At 63.8% G+C, this 21,523-nt stretch carries 17 protein-coding genes; 12 read left to right on the top strand and 5 right to left on the bottom strand.

The features are described 5' to 3' along the window. Positions 1 to 85 precede the first annotated feature (85 nt). The 4 genes from LPJ38_RS13715 to LPJ38_RS13700 are packed head-to-tail and all read left to right on the top strand — an operon-like array spanning position 86 to position 1,522. Positions 86 to 409, top strand: coding sequence for an ArsR/SmtB family transcription factor (locus tag LPJ38_RS13715; protein ID WP_145635291.1), 324 nt, complete (start codon positions 86 to 88; stop codon positions 407 to 409). Then, positions 406 to 837 carry an SRPBCC family protein gene (locus LPJ38_RS13710; protein WP_145635298.1) on the top strand — a complete coding sequence of 144 codons (432 nt, stop codon included), beginning with the start codon at positions 406 to 408 and terminating at the stop codon, positions 835 to 837. The genes LPJ38_RS13715 and LPJ38_RS13710 overlap by 4 nt, the downstream gene beginning before the upstream one ends. A gap of 29 nt (positions 838 to 866) precedes the next feature. Next, positions 867 to 1,070 carry a hypothetical protein gene (locus LPJ38_RS13705; RefSeq protein ID WP_167520507.1) on the top strand — a complete coding sequence of 68 codons (204 nt, stop codon included), beginning with the start codon at positions 867 to 869 and terminating at the stop codon, positions 1,068 to 1,070. A 14-nt stretch (positions 1,071 to 1,084) separates the two neighbouring features. Then, on the top strand, positions 1,085 to 1,522 hold the full coding sequence (locus LPJ38_RS13700) for a DUF1801 domain-containing protein (protein ID WP_145635311.1): 438 nt from the start codon (positions 1,085 to 1,087) through the stop codon (positions 1,520 to 1,522). Positions 1,523 to 1,747: 225 nt separating this feature from the next. Here the strand turns inward: LPJ38_RS13700 and LPJ38_RS13695 are convergent, their stop codons facing one another. The 3 genes from LPJ38_RS13695 to LPJ38_RS13685 are packed head-to-tail and all read right to left on the bottom strand — an operon-like array spanning position 1,748 to position 6,535. Next, complete coding sequence (locus LPJ38_RS13695; protein ID WP_145635322.1) at positions 1,748 to 3,286, bottom strand: SpoVR family protein; 1,539 nt, start codon at positions 3,284 to 3,286, stop codon at positions 1,748 to 1,750. Continuing rightward, positions 3,283 to 4,566: a YeaH/YhbH family protein gene (locus LPJ38_RS13690; protein WP_145635335.1), complete on the bottom strand. Its 1,284-nt coding sequence runs from the start codon at positions 4,564 to 4,566 to the stop codon at positions 3,283 to 3,285. Before LPJ38_RS13690 ends, LPJ38_RS13695 begins: the two co-directional genes overlap by 4 nt. A gap of 25 nt (positions 4,567 to 4,591) precedes the next feature. After that, positions 4,592 to 6,535, bottom strand: coding sequence for a PrkA family serine protein kinase (locus tag LPJ38_RS13685; protein WP_060735126.1), 1,944 nt, complete (start codon positions 6,533 to 6,535; stop codon positions 4,592 to 4,594). An 804-nt stretch (positions 6,536 to 7,339) separates the two neighbouring features. Here LPJ38_RS13685 and LPJ38_RS13680 point away from each other — a divergent pair. Genes LPJ38_RS13680 through LPJ38_RS13650 form a run of 7 tightly spaced genes read left to right on the top strand, consistent with a single transcriptional unit; the run spans position 7,340 to position 15,569 of the window. Next, the gene (locus LPJ38_RS13680; protein ID WP_145635348.1) at positions 7,340 to 10,189 is read left to right on the top strand and encodes a bifunctional transaldolase/phosoglucose isomerase; all 2,850 of its coding nucleotides are present in this window, start codon (positions 7,340 to 7,342) and stop codon (positions 10,187 to 10,189) included. 13 nt (positions 10,190 to 10,202) lie between these two features. Further along, positions 10,203 to 11,201 (top strand): phosphogluconate dehydrogenase (NAD(+)-dependent, decarboxylating), encoded by a 999-nt coding sequence (gnd, locus tag LPJ38_RS13675; RefSeq protein ID WP_145635361.1) that lies wholly within the window; start codon positions 10,203 to 10,205, stop codon positions 11,199 to 11,201. Positions 11,202 to 11,242: 41 nt separating this feature from the next. Further along, entirely contained in the window at positions 11,243 to 12,754 is a 1,512-nt protein-coding gene (zwf, locus tag LPJ38_RS13670) for a glucose-6-phosphate dehydrogenase (RefSeq protein ID WP_145635374.1), read from the top strand. Continuing rightward, complete coding sequence (pgl, locus tag LPJ38_RS13665; protein ID WP_167520508.1) at positions 12,754 to 13,503, top strand: 6-phosphogluconolactonase; 750 nt, start codon at positions 12,754 to 12,756, stop codon at positions 13,501 to 13,503. Before zwf ends, pgl begins: the two co-directional genes overlap by 1 nt. Then, positions 13,490 to 14,020, top strand: coding sequence for a gluconokinase (locus LPJ38_RS13660; protein WP_145635404.1), 531 nt, complete (start codon positions 13,490 to 13,492; stop codon positions 14,018 to 14,020). The genes pgl and LPJ38_RS13660 overlap by 14 nt, the downstream gene beginning before the upstream one ends. A gap of 43 nt (positions 14,021 to 14,063) precedes the next feature. Beyond that, positions 14,064 to 14,876: an HAD family hydrolase gene (locus LPJ38_RS13655; protein WP_145635418.1), complete on the top strand. Its 813-nt coding sequence runs from the start codon at positions 14,064 to 14,066 to the stop codon at positions 14,874 to 14,876. 15 nt (positions 14,877 to 14,891) lie between these two features. Next, the gene (locus tag LPJ38_RS13650; protein WP_145635431.1) at positions 14,892 to 15,569 is read left to right on the top strand and encodes a phytanoyl-CoA dioxygenase family protein; all 678 of its coding nucleotides are present in this window, start codon (positions 14,892 to 14,894) and stop codon (positions 15,567 to 15,569) included. Positions 15,570 to 15,573: 4 nt separating this feature from the next. On the opposite strand, the gene LPJ38_RS13645 is transcribed toward LPJ38_RS13650, so the two are convergent. Next, positions 15,574 to 17,376 (bottom strand): glycoside hydrolase family 15 protein, encoded by a 1,803-nt coding sequence (locus LPJ38_RS13645; RefSeq protein ID WP_145635446.1) that lies wholly within the window; start codon positions 17,374 to 17,376, stop codon positions 15,574 to 15,576. Between the two features lie 30 nt (positions 17,377 to 17,406). Further along, the gene (gene malQ / locus LPJ38_RS13640) at positions 17,407 to 19,368 is read right to left on the bottom strand and encodes a 4-alpha-glucanotransferase (RefSeq protein ID WP_145635463.1); all 1,962 of its coding nucleotides are present in this window, start codon (positions 19,366 to 19,368) and stop codon (positions 17,407 to 17,409) included. A gap of 204 nt (positions 19,369 to 19,572) precedes the next feature. Between malQ and LPJ38_RS13635 the strand changes: the two genes are divergently transcribed. Continuing rightward, positions 19,573 to 21,519, top strand: a complete 1,947-nt coding sequence (locus tag LPJ38_RS13635) for a maltotransferase domain-containing protein (RefSeq protein WP_145635477.1) — start codon at positions 19,573 to 19,575, stop codon at positions 21,517 to 21,519. Positions 21,520 to 21,523: the final 4 nt, after the last annotated feature.

Raw genomic sequence — 21,523 nt, 5'->3', positions numbered from 1 at the left:
CGGCCATATCCTCCCAATGTCACTTGACTTACCCATAACTCCACGGTTATGAGTATACCCATAACTCTCCGGTTATGGATTCCGCATGTCCGCTGCCCCCGACCTGTTGTTCAGGACGCTCGCCGACCCGACGCGGCGGGCGATCTTCGAGCGGCTATGCCGCGAGGGCGAGCAGACGGTCGGGGCCCTGACGCTGCGGTCGGGCGTGTCCCAGCCGGCGGTCTCGAAACATCTCGGCGCCTTGAAGCAGGCCGGCCTCGTGCGCGACCGCCACGAGGGACGCCAGACCCACTACAGCGCGCAGCCGGGCGCGCTCGATCCGCTGGTCGACTGGACCAGCCAGATGACCGGATTCTGGCAAAAGCGGCTCGACGCGCTCGACAATCTGCTGAAGAGGATGGACCAATGATCGAAGCCTCAAACGAGACGCGCTCCGTGGTGATCGAACGTGAATTCGCCTTTCCGTCCGAGCGGATCTGGCGCGCGCTGACGCAGCCGCATCTGATCGAGGAATGGTTGATGAAGAACGACTTCAAGCCGGTCGTCGGCCATCGCTTCAATCTTCGCGGCGAATGGGGCGGCGTGCTGGACTGCGAAGTGCTCACCATCGAGCCGCAGAAGAGTCTCGCCTACACCTGGAATTTCTCGCACGAGGATGCCGCGTTCGACCTGAAAAGCGTCGTCACCTTCACGCTGACGCCGACCGGCACGGGCACGCATCTGCGCGTCGAGCAGGCGGGCTTCAGCCCGACGCAGAAGCAGGCCTTTGGCGGCGCGCATGCGGGCTGGAAGCAGTTTTTGGCCAAGCTGGACGAAGTCCTGGCGCGGGCCAGTTAGCCGTCGCGATCGTTCTCAAGGAGGTCCCAATGAGCACGCCTATGTGGATTCGGCAGATTCATCGCTGGCTGTCGATGGCTTTCACCCTTGCCGTCATCGCCAACATCGTGGCGATGACCATGCAGGTCCAGGCGGTGTGGATCGGTTTCCTGGCGCTCGTCCCGCTCATTCCGCTGCTCGCGACCGGGCTCTATCTGTTCGCGCTGCCCTATCTCAATCGCCACAACGCGTGAACGAGGGCGCGGCGATGAAGAAAGCTGTGATGGCGAAGAAGCCTGGTGCCAAGGACACCAAGCAGGCTTCCCCCGCAAAGCTGATCGACGGCAGGATCAAGGAGCTCGGCGACTGGCGCGGCGAGATGCTGGCGCGGGTCCGCGGCCTGATCAAAGAGGCCGATCCCGAAATCGTCGAAGAGTGGAAATGGCGTGGCGTTCCCGTGTGGGAGCACGACGGCATCATCTGCACCGGCGAGACCTACAAGGAGGTGGTGAAGCTGACCTTTGCCAAGGGCGCAGCGCTTGCGGATCCGGCGGGCCTGTTCAACTCCAGCCTCGACGGCAATGTGCGGCGGGCGATCGACATCCGCGAGGGCGAGAAGATCAACGAGAAAGCGTTGAAGGCGCTGATCCGCGCGGCGGTCGAGCTGAATGCGTCGAAGAAGAAGGCGGCGAAGCGGTCGGCTTAGTGCAACACGCCAACTCGAAGTCATTCTTGGCGGCGGCCGGAGCGAGCGCCTCGCCCTTCGAGACGACCGCTGCGCGGTCTCCTCAGAATGAGGCTAAGCAGCATCTTGGTCCGCCGAAAGTGCTGCCGCACACTCCGTCCTCATCCTGAGGGCCCGCCAGAGGCGGGCGTCTCGAAGGATGGGCCGAGGGCGAACCAGCCGCCTAATCACCCGGCTTCGACCGCCTCACGCCACCGCGGCCGGGATCGGGCGCGGGCTCACGACGTATTCGCGCAGGACCTTGTCGTTGGCATCGACCTCGATCAGCGCGACGTCGTAGGTCCAGAGGTCGGCGAGATGCTGCAGGACGCGCTTGGCGTCGGTCTCGTTGAGCTGCGAGCCCTTGATGACATGGTGATGCAGGATCAGCCGGCGGTCGCCGGAGAGATCGACGTCGACCACCTCGATATTGGCGTCGATGTAGCCGACATCGTGCTGCCGTGCCAGCTCGCGCCGGACGCGGCGGAAGCCGCGCTCGTCGTGAATGGCATCGACGCGGATGCCGGCGCGCTCCTCGGGGTCGTCGTGCAAATGGAACATGCGGAAGTGCCGCATCAGCTTCGGGCTGAGGAATTGCGCAATGAAACTTTCATCGCGGTAATTGGCCCAGACGTCGCGCAGCACGCCCATCACGTCGTTCTTGCCGGCGATATCCGGAAACCATTCGCAGTCCTCGTCCTCCGGACGGGTGACGATGCGCTCGATGTCCTGCATCACGGCAAAGCCGAGCGCATAGGGATTGAAGCCGGAGAAGCGCGGATCGTCGAATTCGGGCTGGAACACCACGTTGGTGTGCGATCCCAGGAATTCGAGGAAGTTGCCGTCGGTGATGCGGCCCTGCTGATGCAGCTGGGTCATGATGCGATAATGGACGTAGGTCGCCGTCCCCTCGTTCATGACCTTGGTCTGGCTCTGCGGGTAGAAATATTGCGCGATGTGACGGACGATGCGCAACAGCTCGCGCTGCCAGGGCGCCAGCCGCGGCGCGCTCTTCTCCAGGAAATAGAGCAGATTCTCCTGCGGCAGGCCGAGCAGCTTACGGCGGCGCTCGATGCTGAGCGCGGACCGGCTCTTGGCGGTGCCCTTGGGCACGGTGCGCCAGAGATCGTTGAAGACCTCCTCCTCGTGCTGGCGGCGCCGCCCTGCCCGCTTCTCCTCGGCGCGCAGATCGAGCTTCTTCTTGCCGGGATAGCGGTCGATGCCGTGCGACATCAGCGCGTGCGCGGCGTCGAGCGTGCGCTCGACCTCGACGCGGCCGTATCGCTCCTCGCAGGTCGCGACATAGTTTTTCGCGAAATCGAGATAATCCAGGATGCCGTCGGCGTCGGTCCACTGCTTGAACAGATAGTTGTTCTTGAAGAAGTGGTTGTGCCCGAAGGCGGCGTGCGCGATCACCAGCGTCTGCATCGTCGCCGTGTTCTCCTCCATCAGGTAGGAGATGCAGGGCGAGGAATTGATCACGATCTCATAGGCGAGGCCCATCAGGCCCTTGCGGTAGGACGCCTCGTGAAACGCGAAATGCTTGCCGAACGACCAGTGCTTGTAGAACAGGGGCATGCCGACCGAGGAGTACGCGTCCAGCATCTGCTCGGCGGTGATCACCTCGATCTGGTTCGGATAGACGTCGAGACCGAGATCCTTCAGCGCCACCTCCTCGCAGGCATCGGTGATGCGCTGCAAGGTGTGGAAGTCCCAATCCGCGCCTTCGAACAAGCGTTCCGTCATGGAGCGGCTTTCTCCTGAGTGGTTTCGCGGCGCTGGAACAGGTCGTGGAACACCGGGAAGATCTCGCTGCGCTCGGAGACCTTGCGCATCGACAGCGGCGCGCCGCTGTTGCGCAGGCGGTCGTACAGGCTCCAGAGCGAGGAATCGGAGAGATCGAAAGCGCTGCCGCCGGATTCCCCGACCTCGAGGTAGGCAAAGAACTGGCAGACCGGCAGGATCTTGTCGGTCAGCAGCATGCCGGTGAGCTCGCCGTCGGAATAGGAATTGTCGCCGTCCGAGGCTTGCGCGGCGTAGATGTTCCAGTCCGACGGATTGAAGCGCTCGCGCACGATTTCGTGCATCGCCTGGAGCGCGCTGGAGACCAGCGTGCCGCCGGAGGCCGGGCCGTAGAAGAAGGTCTGCTCGTCCACTTCCTCGGCGCGGTCGGTGTGGCGAATGAAGACGATCTCGACATGCTTGTAGCGTCGCTTCAGGAACACGTAGAGCAGCATGTAGAAGCGCTTGGCCAGGTCCTTCATGTGCTCGGACATCGAACCCGAGACGTCCATCAGACAGAACATCACGGCTTGCGCCACGGGCCGCGGCACCTTCTCGTAGCGGCGGTAGCGGATATCGAGCGGGTCGATGAAGGGAATGCGTTTGGACTTCGCCTTCAGCTTCGCGAGCTTCTCCAGCAGCTCGATGCGAACATCCTCATCGGTGCACGCGGCGATCTCGGCCTCGAGCTCCTCGATCTCGCTTTTGCGGGGACGGCGGAGCGCGATGCGGCGGGCGAGGGCGAGCTGCACCGTCCGGCTCACCGAGATGTTGGCGGGGGAGCCCGAGGTGGTGTAGCCGGCGCGCTGGATGCCTTCGCTCTCGGTCTGCGCGATCTTGCGCTTGGCGAGATCCGGCAGTTCGAGATCGTCCAGGAAGAGGTCGACGAACTCGTCGCGGCTCAGCACGAAACGGAAGGCATCCTCGCTGTCGCCTTCGCCCGGACCTGAATCCTTGGCGCTGCCCTGGCCGGAGCGCTGGAGGTAGTCGCCCTCGATGAACTTCTTGTTTCCGGGCAGCACCATGTCGCGCGTGCCGCCTTCGCGGCGGAAGCGCGGCTCATGCATGCCGTCGAGCGGGATCGTGACCTCACCACCCTCCAGGACGTCCTTGATGTCGCGTTCCTGCGAGGTCTTCTTGACGGCGCCCTGCACCAGGGACTTGGCCCGACGCAAGAACCGCTGCCGGTTCTCAAGACTCTTGCCGCCTGGATTCAGGCGCCTGTCAATGATGTGAGTGGGCACTTGACCATTCGCCTCCCATCCCGCCTCAACCGGCCTGCTTCACGCGCATGTACCATTCGACGAGCCGGCGAACCTGACGCTCGGTGTAGCCGCGCTCCACCATGCGTGCAACGAACTCACCGTGCTTCTTCTCCGTCTCGCCGTCCTTCTTCGACCCGAACGAGATGACCGGAAGCAGGTCCTCGACCTGGGAGAATATCCTCTTTTCAATCACGTCGCGAATCTTCTCGTAAGAGGTCCAGGTCGGATTCTTGCCGCCGTTCTGGGCCCGCGAGCGTAACGAGAATTTGACGACCTCGTTGCGGAAGTCCTTGGGGTTGGCGATGCCCGCCGGCTTCTCGATTTTCGTCAACTCCTGGTTCAAAAGCTCGCGATCCAGCAGCTGGCCGGTGTCGGGATCCTTGAAATCCTGATCCTCGATCCAGGCGTCGGCATAATCGACGTAGCGGTCGAACAGGTTCTGGCCGTAATCCGAGTAGGATTCGAGATAGGCCTTCTGGATCTCGTTGCCGATGAACTCGGCATAGCGCGGCGCGAGCTCTGCCTTGATGAATTCGAGGTAACGTTTCTCGGTCTCCTCCGGAAGCTGCTCGCGGCGGATCGCCTGCTCCAGCGCGTACATCAGGTGCACGGCGTCGGCGGCGACCTCCTGCGGATCGTGGTTGAAGGTCGCAGCCAGGATCTTGAAGGCGAAACGGGTGGAGACGCCGTCCATGCCCTCGTCGACGCCGGCGGCGTCGCGATATTCCTGGACGCTGCGCGCCTTCGGATCCGACTCCTTCAGGCTCTCGCCGTCATAGACCCGCATCTTGCCGAACAGCGTGGAATTCTCGTGCTTGCGCAGGCGCGACATCACCGAGAACCGCGCCAGCGTCTCCAGCGTCGAGGGCGCGCAAGGCGCGGCCGCGAGCTCGGAGCCCTGGATCAGCTTCTCGTAGATCTTCTGCTCCTCGGTGACGCGCAGGCAGTACGGCACCTTGATCACGCAGATGCGGTCGATGAAGGCTTCGTTGTTCTTGTTTGCCTTGAAGCTCGCCCATTCGGCCTCGTTGGAGTGCGCGAGGATGACGCCGGTGAAGGGAATCGCGCCGATGTTCTCGGTGCCGATGTAGTTGCCTTCCTGCGTCGCAGTGAGCAGCGGATGCAGCATCTTGATCGGCGCCTTGAACATCTCGACGAACTCGAGCACGCCCTGATTGGCGCGATTGAGGCCGCCGGAATAGCTGTAGGCGTCGGGATCGTTCTGCGCGTAGGTCTCGAGCTTGCGGATGTCGACCTTGCCCACCAGCGAGGAGATGTCCTGGTTGTTCTCGTCACCTGGCTCGGTCTTGGAGATCGCGATCTGGCGTAGCCGCGACGGCTGGATTTTTGCGACCCGGAACTGGGAAATATCGCCGCCGAAGGCTTCGAGCCGCTTGTAGCACCACGGACTCATCAGGCCGGTGAGGCGGCGGCGCGGAATGCCGTACTTCTCTTCCAGCATCGGGCCGAGATGATCGGGATCGAACAGGCTGAGAGGGCTCTCGAACACGGGCGAGAGTTCGTCGCCGGCCTTCAGCACGTAGATCGGATGCACTTCCATCAGCGACTTCAACCGCTCGGCGAGCGAGGATTTGCCGCCGCCGACCGGGCCGAGCAGATAGAGAATCTGCTTGCGCTCTTCGAGACCTTGAGCTGCGTGACGGAAGAAGCCGACGATGCGCTCGATGGTTTCTTCCATGCCGTAGAAGCCGGCGAAGGCCGGATAGGTACGGATCGTGCGGTTCAAAAAAATACGGCCAAGGCGGGTATCCTTGGCCGTGTCAATCGTCTGGGGGTCACCGATGGCAGCTAGCAGTCGTTCGGCCGCGTTCGCGTATTTCATGGGATCGCTTCGACACGATTCCAGATATTCCGCCATCGACATGTCGTGCTGGCTTCTCGCCTCGAACGACCGAGCGAAAGCGTTGAATAGAGAATCGTTGTACATGATCCCTCTCCGCGTGAAGTTCCGCTACAAGCTGAAACGAAAGCAGTTACCGGACCGTTCCTCAGGCCGTTTCGAATCAGCGTGAGCACATGACGATCATTGGACACCTTGGTGCCGGCTCGACGCAACGCACAACGTAGGCACTCGTTGAGTTACGAACAGGCACATGCCTGTAATTTGAGCGAATCTACATCCATATTGGCTCATTTCCAGAAAATGTCACTCGCTCGCAACATCCGGGCATTACCGGGGATGCGTTCATCCGGCGCTGCAGCATAGCGATCTGCCGGCGGCGATCTTATGACGCTAGTACGGCGAAGCCTTGAGCGCTCGTTCATCTTCCTGCTGCAATGCAGTGCGCAGACCGCCGACGGTGCGACGATCATGGCAAGCGCAGCGATGCATCGAAATCGGCCGCCAAGCCCTGCGACAAACGAACCATACGACGCCCCGCGCATGACGCGACACGCTCGGCTCTGCCGCCGCAGGACGGCGTCAGCAGGATCCTCCTGCGACTTGCGTCACGGCTCGGTCAAAACTTCCTCTGTCAGGTCGTACAGCAGTCATTCGTTGCCGACGCGACCGTTGCCGCTGCGACGATCGCCGATACTAACGGAATGACGAACGCTACCCTCCCAGTTAGGCAAAGCCGCCTGGATCGCCATGATCGCGACGGAGTTGCCCCGCAGGGTATGACGCCCATGCCCTTGATTGGTTCCCACAAGGAAGCATGTAGGCTACAGGATAGCGCGTCAGGACCGGCGCGGAAACCCCTCGCCCGCAGGCTTGGAGACAATAAACATCATGAATCCCGTCAAAGAACTGGAAAAGCACGGACAAGCCGTCTGGCTGGACTTCCTCGCCCGGGGCTTCATCGCTAATGGCGATTTGAAGCGGCTGATCGATACGGACGGCGTCAAGGGCGTCACCTCCAATCCCTCGATCTTCGAGAAGGCGATCGGCAGTTCGGACGAATACGACGCGCCGATCGGCAAGGCGCTGAAGCGCGGCGACCGGACCGTGGCAGAGTTGTTCGAGGCGGTCGCGATCGAGGACATCCAGAGTGCCGCAGACGTGCTGCGCCCCGTCTATGACCGCCTCAAGGGCGGCGACGGTTATGTCAGCCTGGAAGTCTCGCCTTATCTCGCGATGGACACATCAGGCACGGTCGCCGAAGCACGGCGGCTCTGGAAGGACGTTGGTCGCAAGAACCTGATGGTGAAGGTGCCGGCGACGCCGGAGGGCCTGCCGGCGATCGAGCAGCTGATCGGCGACGGCATCAGCATCAACATCACGCTGCTGTTTTCCAAGGACGTCTATCTCCAGGTCGCCGAGGCCTACATCGCCGGGCTCGAAAAATACGTCGCCGGGGGCGGCGATCCCTCGCATGTGGCGAGCGTCGCGAGCTTCTTCGTCAGCCGCATCGACTCGGTCGTCGACAAGCAGCTCGACGAGAAGATCGCCCGCGCCAACGACCCATCCGAAAAGGAGCGGCTTGCCGCGCTCAAGGGCAAGGTTGCGATCGCCAATGCCAAGCTCGCCTATCAGGACTACAAGCGCCTGTTCTCAGGACCGCGCTGGGAGAAGCTCGCCGCCAAGGGGGCCAAGCCGCAGCGCATGCTGTGGGCGTCCACCGGCACCAAGAACAAGGACTACAGCGACGTCCTCTATGTCGAGGAGCTGATCGGCCCCGACACCGTCAACACCGTGCCGCCGGCGACGCTCGACGCCTTCCGCGACCACGGCAAGCCGCGCGACAGCCTGGAAGAGAATATCGAGGATGCGCAGCGCGTGCTGGAGGAGCTAGATCGCTCGGGCATCTCGCTCGATGCGATCACCGAGGAGCTGGTCAAGGACGGCGTAAAACTGTTCGCCGACGCCGCCGACAAGCTCTATGGCGCCGTCGCTCACAAGCGTGCCACCGTGCTAGGCCCTGCGCTCGACCGCCAGTCTCTCTCGCTCGGCGATGGGCTCGGCAAGGCGGTGGCCAAGAGCACCGAGGAATGGCGGGCGGCCGCAAAGATCCGCAGGCTGTGGCAGCGCGACAAATCGGTCTGGACCGGCGCGGACGAGGACAAATGGCTGGGCTGGCTCGACAGCGCGGCCAAGGCCGACATCGCCGACTATGAGGACTATGCCGGCCGCGTGAAAGGCCAAAAATTCTCCGATGCCGTCGTGCTCGGCATGGGCGGATCCAGCCTCGGGCCAGAGGTGCTGGCCGAAACCTTTGGCAAGAAGCCCGGCTTCCCGAAATTGCATGTGCTTGATTCCACCGATCCGGCGCAGGTGCGGGCGATGGAGGCCCGGATCGACATCGCCAACACCGTCTTCATCGTCTCCAGCAAATCCGGCGGCACCACCGAGCCGAATGCGATGAAGGACTATTTCCATGCGCAGGTCGCCAAGGCGGTCGGCACCAAGGTGAAGACCGGCCATCGCTTCATCGCGGTAACCGATCCCGGCTCATCGCTGGAGAAGGCGGCGAAGAAGCTGAACTACGCCCGCATTTTCCACGGCGAGCCCTCGATCGGCGGACGCTACTCCGTGCTGTCGCCGTTCGGCCTCGTGCCGGCGGCGACCGCGGGCATCGACGTCAAGACCTTCATCAAGCACGCACTGGCGATGGCCCGCTCCTGCGGGCCGGACGTGCCGCCGTCCGAAAACCCCGGCGTGCAGCTCGGACTTGCCATGGGCCTCGCCGGCCTGGAAGGCCGGGACAAGGTGACGATCCTGGCCTCGAAGAAGATCGCCGATTTCGGCGCCTGGGCCGAGCAGCTCATCGCGGAATCCACCGGCAAAGAGGGCAAGGGCCTTATCCCGATCGAGGGCGAGCCGCTGGGCGACCCTTCCGTCTACGGCAACGATCGCTTCTTCATCGACATCCGCATCGAGGGCGAGGCGGATGCGGCCCACGACTCCCAGCTTGCCGCCATCGAGGCGGCCGGCCATCCCGTGGTGCGTATCGTCATGAAGTCGATCGAGCATCTCGGTCAGGAGTTCTTCCGCTTCGAGATGGCGACGGCCGTGGCCGGCAGCATCCTCGGCATCAACCCGTTCGACCAGCCGGACGTGGAAGCGGCCAAGATCAAGACCCGCGAGCTCACCTCCGCCTTCGAGAAGACCGGCGCGCTGCCGGAAGAGCAGCCGGTGGTCAGCACCAAGGACGCCGATCTCTACACCGACGAGGCCAACGCCACGGCACTGCGCGCCGCGGGCGCCAATGGCGACCTCACCTCCTGGCTGAAGGCGCATCTGTCGCGCTCGGGCGATGGCGACTATGTCGCCCTGCTCGGCTACGTCGAGCGCGACAAGGCCACGATCGACGCGCTTCAGGCCATGCGGCTCGAGGTGCGCGAGAAGCGGCATGTCGCCACCTGCGCCGAGTTCGGCCCGCGCTTCCTGCACTCGACCGGACAAGCCTACAAGGGCGGGCCCGACAGCGGCGTGTTCCTCCAGATCACCGCCGACGACGGCAAGGACCTTCCCGTGCCGGGTCAGAAGGCCAGCTTCGGCGTGATCAAGGCGGCGCAGGCGCGCGGCGATTTCGACGTGCTCACCGAACGTGGCCGGCGTGCGCTGCGCGTGCATCTGAAGGGCGGGGTCAAGAAAGGTCTCGCCGCGCTCAATGCAGCGCTCAACGACGCGCTGAACTAAGGGAATCTCTCACATGCAGCTCGGCATGATCGGCCTCGGCCGGATGGGCGGCAACATCGTTCGCCGCCTGATGCGTCACGGACATTCGACCGTGGTCTATGACAAGGACGCCAAGGCCGTCGCCGGCCTTGCCGCAGACGGCGCGGTTGGCTCGGCGACGCTCGAAGAGTTCATCTCGAAGCTCGAGCGGCCGCGCACCGCCTGGGTGATGCTGCCGGCGGGGCGCATCACCGAGACCACGATCGAGACCATCGCGGGCGTGATGCAGGCGGGCGACGTCATCATCGACGGCGGCAACACCTTCTGGCAGGACGACGTCCGGCGCGGCAAGGCGTTGAAGGAGCGCGGCATCCACTATGTCGACGTCGGCACGTCCGGCGGCGTCTGGGGGCTCGAGCGCGGCTATTGCATGATGATCGGCGGCGAGAAGCAGGTGGTGGACCGGCTCGATCCGATCTTTGCGGCACTGGCGCCCGGCGCCGGCGACATTCCGCGCACCGAGGGTCGCGAGGGCCGCGATCCCCGCATCGAGCAGGGCTACATCCATGCCGGCCCGGTCGGGGCCGGGCATTTCGTCAAGATGATCCACAACGGCATCGAATACGGCCTGATGCAGGCCTATGCCGAAGGTTTCGACATCCTCAAGAATGCGAACATCGACGCATTGCCCGCGGACCACCGCTACGATTTCGATCTCGCCGACATCGCCGAAGTGTGGCGGCGCGGCAGCGTGATCCCGTCCTGGCTGCTCGACCTCACCTCCAACGCGCTCGCCGACAGCCCGCAGCTCGCGGAATATTCCGGCTTCGTGGAGGATTCCGGCGAAGGGCGCTGGACCGTGAACGCGGCGATCGACGAGGCCGTGCCGGCCGAAGTGTTGACGGCCGCGCTCTACACACGTTTCCGTTCCCGCAAGGAACACACCTTTGCCGAGAAAATTCTCTCCGCGATGCGCGCGGGGTTCGGCGGCCACAAGGAGCCGAAGCAGCCGGGCGCTTCTAAGCCCAAATGAGCTGACAAAGCTAAGCGTAACAAAGCGAAGGCCGACAGTTCGTGACAAAAGACCCGCAATCAAAGCGCAAGCCGGAAAATTGCGCCTTCGTCATCTTTGGCGTTACAGGCGACCTCACTCACCGCTTGGTGATGCCTTCGCTCTACAATCTGGCGGCCGAACACCTGTTGCCGGAAAAGTTCTGCGTCGTCGGCGTAGCGCGCAGGGGCCAGTCGGACGACGAGCTGCGCGACAGTCTGTTGAAGGGCCTGCGTCAGTTTGCAACCCGCCCCGTCGACGACGACATTGCCAGGAAGCTGCTGGAATGCGTCACCTTCGTCGAGGCGGACGCAAAGGATCCGCCCTCCTTTGATCGCCTGCGCGAGCATCTGGATTCGCTGGAATGCGCGCAGGACACCGGCGGCAACCGGCTGTTCTACCTGGCCACGCCGCCCGCCGCATTCGCGCCGACCGCACGCGAGCTCGGCCGCACCGGCATGATGAAGGAGAACGGCGCCTGGCGTCGTCTCGTGATCGAGAAACCGTTCGGCACCGATCTCGCCTCGGCGCGCGCGCTGAATGCCGAGCTGCTGAAGATCATGGAGGAGCACCAGATCTACCGGATCGATCATTATCTCGGCAAGGAGACGGTGCAGAACATCCTGGTGCTGCGCTTTGCCAACGGCATGTTCGAGCCGATCTGGAATCGCAACCACATCGACCACATCCAGATCACGGTAGAGGAGAAGCTCGGCGTCGGCCATCGCGGCGGCTTCTACGACGCTACCGGCGCGTTGCGCGACATGGTGCCGAACCATCTATTCCAGCTGATGTCGCTGGTCGCGATGGAGCCGCCGGCGCGGTTCGACGCGCATTCGGTGCGCTCCGAGAAGGCCGACGTGCTCACCGCGATCCAGCGGCCAAGCCGGGAAGAGGCGCTGAGAAATTCGGTCCGAGCGCAGTATCTGGCAGGCCGTGTCGGCGACGAGGAGATCCCGGATTATCGCAAGACCGAAGAGGTCAAGCCCGGCAGCACGACCGAGACTTTTGTCGCACTCAAGCTGATGATCGACAACTGGCGCTGGGCCGGCGTTCCCTTTTATCTGCGTACCGGCAAGGCGCTCGGCCACAAGCGGACGGAAGTGGCGATCAAGTTCAAGCAGGCGCCGCTGTCGATGTTTTCAGGCACGGACATCGATCGCCTGTCGCAGAACTTCTTGACCATCGGCATCGCACCGACCGAGACGATCGAACTTCAGTTCAACGCAAAAATCCCGGGGCCGAGCATCACCATCGACGGCGTCGAGATGAAATTCAAGTACGGCGATTATTTCCGCGCTGACCCCTCGACCGGCTACGAAACGCTGATCTACGACTGCATGATCGGCGACAACATCCTTTTCCAGCGCGCCGACGGTATCGAGGCAGGCTGGCAGGCGGTGCAGCCGTTCCTGGACGCCTGGAAAGGCGCAGGCACCAACGGCGTCGAAACCTATGAAGCCGGCAGCGATGGGCCGGCCTGCGCCGACGAATTGCTTCGGCGCGACGGACGAAGCTGGCGGAAATACTCGTGATGACGGCCGCCGACCAGCCGAAGCTAATCGTCGCGGCGGATGTAGAGGCCCTGGCTCAGGCCGCGGCCGAACGGGTGATGGCGCGGATCGCCGCCAACTCCTCGCGCATCGCGATCTGCCTGACCGGCGGCTCCAGCCCGAAGAAGCTCTATCAATTGCTCGGCAGCGACACTTGGCGCGAGAGAATCCCGTGGGACCGCGTGCATTGGTTCATCGGCGACGAGCGCTTCGTCCCCGAAAGCGATCCCCTCAACAACATGGCGGTGGCGCGCGCGACCTTCCTCGATCGCAATGCGCCCGCAGGCCATATCCACCCGATTCCGACGGCAGCCGACAGTCCGGAGGCAAGCGCGCAAGCCTATGCGCGCACGTTGCAAGGCTTCTACGGCGCTGAAAGCCTCGATCCATCCCGGCCGCTGTTCGACATCGTCCTGATGGGCGTCGGCCCGGACGGCCACACAGCTTCGCTTTTTCCGGGCTACCCCGAGATCGAGGAGACTACCCGCTGGGTCATTGGCGTTCCCAAGGCCAATGTCGCGCCCTTCGTGCCGCGGGTCTCGCTCACTTTGCCCGTCCTGGCATCCTGCCACGAAATGCTGTTCGAGATCGCCGGGCACGACAAGCAGCCGATCTTGACGCGCCTCCTCAATGGCGAGACTCTGCCGGCATCACGCGCGCGCTCGAATGGTGAGACCGTCTGGCTGGTCGACCAGGCCGCGCTTCCGGAGGGATTTCGTGGGCCGCGTTGAAGCACCTTGTGCATTGATCGTGATGGGCGTGTCGGGCTCGGGCAAGAGCACGATCGCCGAAGCGCTCGGCCAGCGCCTCGGCTGGCGCTTCGAGGACGGCGACAGCTTTCATCCCGCCAGCAATGTCGAAAAGATGCGGGCCGGGCAGCCGCTCACCGACGAGGACCGCTGGCCCTGGCTCAACGCCATTGCCGACGAGATCGGGCGGGTCTGCGAGCGCGGCGAGCATGTCATCATCGCCTGCTCGGCGCTGAAACACACCTATCGCGACGTGCTGCTGCGCGGACGCGACGACGTCCGCTTCGTCTTCCTGAAGGGTACCAAGGAACTGATCGCGGAGCGGCTCGCAAACCGCAAAGGCCATTTCATGCCACCCGGGCTGTTGAAGAGCCAGTTCGACACCCTGGAGCCACCGGAAGCGGGCGAGCACGTCATCACCGTGTCGATCGACGAATCCGTCGAGGCGATCGTGGACGGCGTGGTGCGGCAGCTGAAGCTGAGCGGGGCGAAGCGCTGAGCAAGAAAACCGAAATCTGAAAACTGAGCCTTGAGGTCCTGCCATGACGAAGATCTCGCTGGTCGTCTCCGACGTCGACGGCACGCTCCTGACCAAGGACAAGACGCTGACGGAGCGAGCGAGGTCCGCCGTTCAGCGGCTGCATCAGGCCGGCATCGGCTTCACCATCACCTCCAGCCGCCCCGCGATCGGCATGCGCTTTTTGATCGAGCCGCTGTCGCTCTGGCTTCCGGTCGGTCCGTTCAACGGCTCCTCGATCGTCGATCCCGAGATGAGAGCCGTCGAGCAGCACCTGATCCCGGCGAGCGCGGCCGAGCGGTCCCTCCAAATCCTGCGCGAGTTCGGCGCCGACGTCTGGCTCTTCACCACCGACAAATGGCTGATCGACAACCCAAGCGGCAAATACGTCGCGCATGAGCGGCACACCATCCGCTCCGATCCGACCATCGTGACGGACTTTTCGCCGTACCTTGCGAGTGCCTGCAAGATCGTCGGCGCCAGTGCAGATGCCGCGCGCCTGGAGGCTTGCGAGAAAGTCATGCAGGGCGCGCTCGGCAGCGCGGCGACCGCGGTGCGCTCGCAGACCTATTATCTCGACATCACCCCGCCCGGCTTCAACAAGGGCACGTTCGTCGAGGCCATGGCCAAGCGCCTCGGCATTACCACCGACTCGGTCGCCACCATCGGCGACATGCAGAACGACCTCGCGATGTTCCGTGTCAGCGGCATGTCGATCGCCATGGGCAATGCCGCGGACAACGTCAAGGACCAGGCGACGCACGTCACCGCGAGCAACGAGCAGGACGGATTTGCCGAGGCGATGGAGATGATCTTGAAGCGGAATGGGGCGGGCTGAGTTGTTGGTACGACTTTGGCCGTTCAACATCTCACCCTTCCGGCGGACGGCGCGCAGCTGTTCCGGCAGGCGCTGAAATCCGATCGATTGCACCAGCTTGAGGAAATCCTGTCCGATCTGCCGCCTGATCACGCCGGGCTGAGGCTGAGAGGCGTAAAGGGTCTTCCGCCGTTCCTGGCCGCGAGCGGAGATATCGGACACTGTGCCGCGTCCGTGCTGGGAGAAGCCTGCCGTCCGGTCAGGGCCATCTTGTTCGACAAGACTGCCGCCACGAACTGGGCCCTGGGCTGGCATCAGGATCGCACCATCGCGGTGAAGGCGCGCGTCCCGGTCGACGGCTTTGAGACCTGGAGCGTCAAGAGCGGCATGCAGCACGTCGAGCCGCCATTTGCGCTGTTGTCAGGCATGGTGACGTTGCGAGTGCATCTCGATCCGGTCCCGTCCAGCAACGCGCCCCTCTTGATCGCACCCGGTTCCCACAAGCTTGGACGGATTCCAGAGGAAGACGTAAAGGACGTCGTCAAACGTTGCGGCACAGTCGCGTGCCTGGCTGAGCCCGGCGACATCTGGCTCTATGCGACGCCCATTCTCCATGCATCCGACGCTGCGATTAAGCCTATGCATCGCCGTGTGCTGCAGGTGGATTTTGCCGTGGGAAAGCTTCCGGGCGGCCTGGAATGGTTCGGGGTCTAGCTCACTACTTCGACCGCTGCACAGCCGGCTTCTCGCTCTCCTGCCTCGCCGCGGAGAGATTATGCGCGGTGTTGATCAGCGCGATGTGCGTCAGCGCTTGCGGAAAATTGCCGGTCTGACGCCGGGCAACTGAATCATATTCCTCGGCCAATAGCCCGACATCGTTCGCAACGCCCACCACGCGATCGAGCAGGACTTGCGCCTTGTCGAGATCGCCGGCCAGCACATGGGCGTCGGCCAGCCACAGGGTGCAGGCCAGGAACGCGCCTTCGAGCGGCGGCTGCCCGAGAGGCAGCTCACGCGGATCGTGCCGCAGCACGAAGCCGTCGTGCATCAGGCATGTCTCCACGGAAGCGATGGTGCCCCGGATGCGCGGATCCGACGGCGGCAGGAAGCCGACGGCCGGCAGCAGCAACACACTGGCATCGAGCATCTTCGAGCCGTAGGACTCGACGAAGGTATTTTCCTCGGCGTCGAATCCCCTGTTGCAGACGTCGCGATGGATGGCCTCGCGCAAGGCGCGCCAGTGCAGCAGCGGCGCCTTCAAGCCGAAGGTCTCCGCACTCTTGATGCCGCGATCGAACGCGACCCAGGTCATGACTTTGGAGAAGACGTAATGCTTGGGCTCGCCGCGCCGCTCCCAGATGCCGTGGTCGGGATGATCCCAGACCTCGGCGAGATGGTTGAGCACCGCGCATTCCAGCGCCCATGTCGCCTCGTCGTCGAGCTTGAGCTTGGCCATGCGCGACTGGTGGAAGGCGTCGATCAGTTCGCCATAGACGTCGAGCTGGAGCTGCGCGTGCGCGGCATTACCGACGCGCACCGGCCGCGCGCCCTCATAGCCGTCGAGCCAACCGGCCTCCCATTCCAGCAGGCGGCGCTGGCCCCAGATGCCGTACATGATCTGCATGTTCGCGGGCGAGCCGGCGGCGGCGCGCAGCAGCCAATTGTGCCAGGCCAAAGCTTCTTCGGTGTAGCCCGAGTTCATCAGCGCCAGCAGCGTGAAGGTGGCGTCGCGCAGCCAGCAGAAACGATAGTCCCAATTCCTGGAGCCGCCGAGCTTCTCGGGCAGCGACGTCGTGGGCGCCGCGACAATGCCGCCGGTCGGGGCAAAGGTCAGCGCCTTCAACGTGATCAGCGAGCGCATGACGAGATCCTCATAGTCACCGTCGCGCGTGCAATTGCCGCACCATTCCTGCCAGAATTTTTCGGTCTCTTGGAGCGCGACCTCATGGTCTATCGGGGCGGGTGGCTCGATATGCGAGGGGCCGTAGGTGAGCACGAAGGGTACGGTCTCGCCGGCACTCACCTCGAAGTCGGCGACCGTGGTCAGGTCCTCGCCGCGGGTCTCCACAGGTGTGCGCAGCACGGTCATGTCCTGGCCGGCTATCGCCATCAGCGAATGGTCGATCCGCCGCACCCATGGGATATCGATGCCGAAACCGAAGCGGATGACGAGCTCCATCCGCATGTTGATCTTGCCGCTGACGCCGCGGACCAGACGCACGATGTCGGACGCCTTGCCGCGCGGCGGCATAAAGTCGACCAGCGCGACGGTGCCGCTCTTCGTCTCGAAGCGGGTCTCCAGGATGAGGGTATTGCCGAGATAGCGGCGCGAGATGCTCGTGACATCCTTGCGCGGCGCGATTAGCCAGCGGCCGTTCTTGTGGGTGCCGAGGATCGCGGCAAAGCAGGCATCGGAATCGAAGGCCGGCCAGCACAGCCAGTCGATCGAGCCGTTGCGCCCCACAAGTGCAGCGGTCTCGCAGTCGCCGATCAGCGCATAGTCTTCGATCTTCTGCGACAATGCTTTGCCAGCCTGAAAAACCCCGGTCGATCAACTCCCGCCGTTCAACGAACGTTCCCGCGTCGCTGCTCGCAAGGCCGTGAGATCGACCTTCGCGGCGATCTGGTCGAGCGCGACGGGCAGCCGCTGGCGCCAGTTCGGGTGCTCGTCGATCGTACCGGGGATGTTGGGCTGGTCGACCACGCCGAGCAGATCCTCCATCGACACCGCGAGCAGCCGCGACGGCGTGCGCGACAGGAAGGCCAGCACCGAATAAAGATCGTTGGCGGTGATGCCGTTCTGGCGCAAGATCTGGTCCAGCATGCCGAGCGCGTCCCAGCGTGCTTGGTCGCTTTCTCCTGGATCGATCCCGAGTGAAAGCTTCATCTTGAGGTCGCTGAAGGAGCGCCAGCCGGCATAGGTCGACAAATCGTGCGTGTTCAGCGTGACCAGCGCGTTGGGTCGGTAGTGATCGACGCTGCGGAAGCGGCCGGTCTCGTCACGCTCGAACATCATGACGAGGTAAGACCAGATGCCGAAATCCTGCATGGTCTCGCGGAAACCTTCCGGCACGGTGCCGAGATCTTCGCCGATCACGATGCACTTATGCCTGGCACTCTCGCTGGCCACCGCCGCCAGCAACGCCTCGAACGGCATCTGGACATAGGCGCCGTTGTCGGGCTTGAAGCCGCGCGGCACCAGATAGAGCCGCTTCAAGCCGAGCACGTGATCGAGCCTGATGGCACCGGCATGGCGCATCGACGCCGCGAGCATGTCGGCGAACGGCACGAAGGATTGAGCTTCCAGGCCGCCCGCGTTGAAGCCGGCGAGGCCCCAATCCTGGCCGACGGTGTTGAGCACGTCGGGCGGCGCGCCGACGGCGAGATGACGGGAGATCGCCATCTGCTCGTTCCAGGCATCGAAGCCGTTGGACTGCACGCCGACAGCGACGTCGAGATAGAGCCCGACCCGCATCCCGAGTTGGCCGGCCAACTCCTTGGCGGCATGCAACTGGCTGTCGGCTGTCCATTGCACGAACTCGACGAACTCGAGCTCGCGCTTGTCGGGTCCCTTGCGCAGCGCGGCGCATTTCGTATCGTCAGGCTTTTGCCATTCCACCGGCCATTCCCACCACGGCGCGTTGAAGCGATGGCGCAGCACCTCGAAACAGGCAAAGCGCGACAACAACGGCGCGCGGGCGGCGCGGAAGGCGTCGAACTCGCGGCGGCGCGCCTCGCCCGCGCTCGTCGCGAAACTGTTGAAGGCGGCGCGCAAGCCCAGCCATTTCAACGCCGCCATGTCCGTGTAGGGCACGCGATCGCCCTCGCGCAGGCGCGCGGCGGTCGCGGCGGCATCCGGCACGAGGTCGGCGGAGAATTCCGGGATCGCCTCGACGTCGATATAGAGCGGGTTGAGAAACAGCCGGCTGTTCGGCGAATAGGGGCTGCAATCGGCCGGATAATCGTCGAACAGCACATGCAGCGGATTGAGGCCGACGCCGTCAGCCCCCAATTGCTTGGCGAGCCGGACCAAATCGGCGAGATCGGTGAAATCGCCGATGCCCCAATTGCGGTTGGAGCGGACGCTGTAGAGCTGCACGGCGAGCAGCCAGCCGCGGTCGAAATCGCCGCCGAAGGCGCGCTCGGGCGCCACGATCATCGGCACGTCTTCGCTCACACCTTCGGCATCGGTGAGCGTCAACCGGTGATAACCGAGCGGCAGGCCGGCAGGCCAGGCGATCACGGGCTCGCGCGTCTCGCCTTGGGCGACCGATTTGCCGTTCGCGCTCAATGCCCATCGCAGCGGTGGCGCGCCGATGGCCGCCAATTCCGTGCGCGGATGCCCGAGGGCGCGCACCACGACCGGCCCCCCGACGAAGCGGTAGACCCGCTTTTCCGGCAGGGCGTCCAGGATGGATTTGAGGGCCACGGGGTCAGTGACCCGCAGCTTTCCCAGGGCATCGACGAATTCGGATTGAACGCCCTTGATCCGGGCTTGAGCTAAAAGATCCATTCGGCACGCAGCTTGCAGGCCACCCACTTGCCGGGGGCTTCGATTTTAACGAGGCGGTGGAAGACGTTAGTCTGGCCTAACTCGCCAACGGCGCCAGCCGTTCCCAAGGGAACTAATGACACAGAACCGGCTTTCTATATAGGTACCAAGCGTGGGTTCCCGACAAGGGAAACGGGCTCCTGCTTTCTTGTCAATGGCATCACCGTGAACAAGACAATTCAAACTGTCGAAAGTGCCGCAGCCGGCAGCGCTTTCCTCATCGAGGACGTCTATCCCTTGATCGATGGCGGCCGCTTTGCCGTGAAGCGGATCGCGGGCGACCGGGTCGAGGTCTGGGCCGACATCTACCGCGACGGCGACGCCGTGATCGGCGCAGCGCTGCTGTGGCGCCGGGAGCAGGACCGCGAATGGCAGCGAGAGCCGATGGCCCATCATGGCAATGACCGCTGGTCGGGGACATTCACGCCCATGGAGCCGGGCCAATATTTCTATGCGATCGAAGCCTGGACCGATGAATTCGCCACATGGTCTCACGGCGTCACGCGCAAGCAGCGCTCCGGCGCCGACGTCAGCCTCGATGCGATCGAAGGCGCTGGCCTCCTGACCAAGGCACATGGCGCGCCGCAGGACGCAGCAGCGATCATCATCAGGCAGTGCGAGGATTATCTCCAGAGCGGCGACGTCGGCCCCCTGCTCGCGACCGAACTCGGGCAAGCCATGGCCGAGAGCCAACAGCGCCCCGACCTCACCCGCTCGCCCTTATTCCCGCTGATCGTCGATCGCGACAAGGCGCGCTTCGGCGCTTGGTATCAGATGATGCCGCGCAGCCAGAGTCGGGTCCCCGGCCGGCACGGCACGCTGAGAGACTGCATCGCCCGCGTGCCCGATATCGCCGCGATGGGCTTCGACATGCTCTATTTCACGCCGATCCATCCGATCGGCAAAACCCGCCGCAAGGGCCGCAACAATGCGCCGGTGGCGAATGAAGGCGATCCCGGCTCGCCCTATGCGATCGGCACGGCGGACGGCGGACACGACGCGCTGCATCCCGAGCTCGGCACGATCGAGGACTTCCGCGCACTGGTCGCAACCTGTCTCGAGTATGGCCTCGAGCTGGCGCTCGACTTCGCCGTGCAATGCTCGCCGGACCATCCCTGGCTGACGCAGCACCCGGAATGGTTCAAATGGCGGCCGGATCGCTCGGTGCGGACGGCGGACGGCCCCTATTCCGACATCGTCATTCCCGATTTCAACTCCGTCGACCGGGCCGGGCTGTGGAACGCGTTTCGCGACGCCATGCTGTTCTGGATCGACCATGGCGTGACCATCTTCGCCATCGACAATCACGACACCGCGCCGCTTCCGTTCTGGGAGTGGCTGATCCGCGACATCCGCCGCCGACACCCGGAGGTGATCCTGTTCTCCAAGACTTTTGCGCGACCAAAACTGATGAAGGGACTCGCCAAGCTCGGCTTTGCGCAGTCCTTCAGCTATTTTCCCTGGCGCACGGACAGGTGGGAGCTGGAGCAGTATCTCGGCGAGCTGACGCGCTATCCCGAACGCGAGTTCTATCGGCCGAACCTGTTCGTCAACTCCGCCGATTTGCTGCCCTATCATCTCCAGGGCGGCGAAATGTGGGCGTTCAAATCACGCCTCGCGCTGGCGGCGACGCTGTCAGGGAATTACGGCATCTACAGCGGATTCGAGCTCCTGGAGCACGAGGCGATCCCGGGCTGGGAAGAATATCTGGATTCCGAGAAATACCAGATCAAGCAGCGCGACTGGGACAAGCCCGGCAACATCAAGCCCTACATCACCGCCCTCAATCGCATTCGCGACGAGAATGCAGCGCTCCAGCAGACGGTCAGTTTACGCTTCCTCGGCGTCGAGGACGGCGAGACCATCGCCTTCGTCAAGGACGCCGCCGATCCCGCCAACACCGTCATCGTCGTGATCGCGCTGTCGCGCCATGTGCGCGAGTTTTGGCTGCCGCTTGGCGACGTCACCGTTGACGCCGGCGGCCGGCGACACCATGTGACCGGCCTCGAAAACCTTCTCACCGGCGAACAGTCCCGCATCGAATGGGGCGGGATCAGGTTGCGTATCGATCCCGCGCGCGATCCGGCGCTGCTGTTCCGCGCCGTGGCGTAAGGGG

The sequence above is a fragment of the Bradyrhizobium daqingense genome (assembly GCF_021044685.1).
Classification (GTDB): domain Bacteria; phylum Pseudomonadota; class Alphaproteobacteria; order Rhizobiales; family Xanthobacteraceae; genus Bradyrhizobium; species Bradyrhizobium daqingense.
This window is presented reverse-complemented; position numbering and strand designations above follow the sequence as displayed.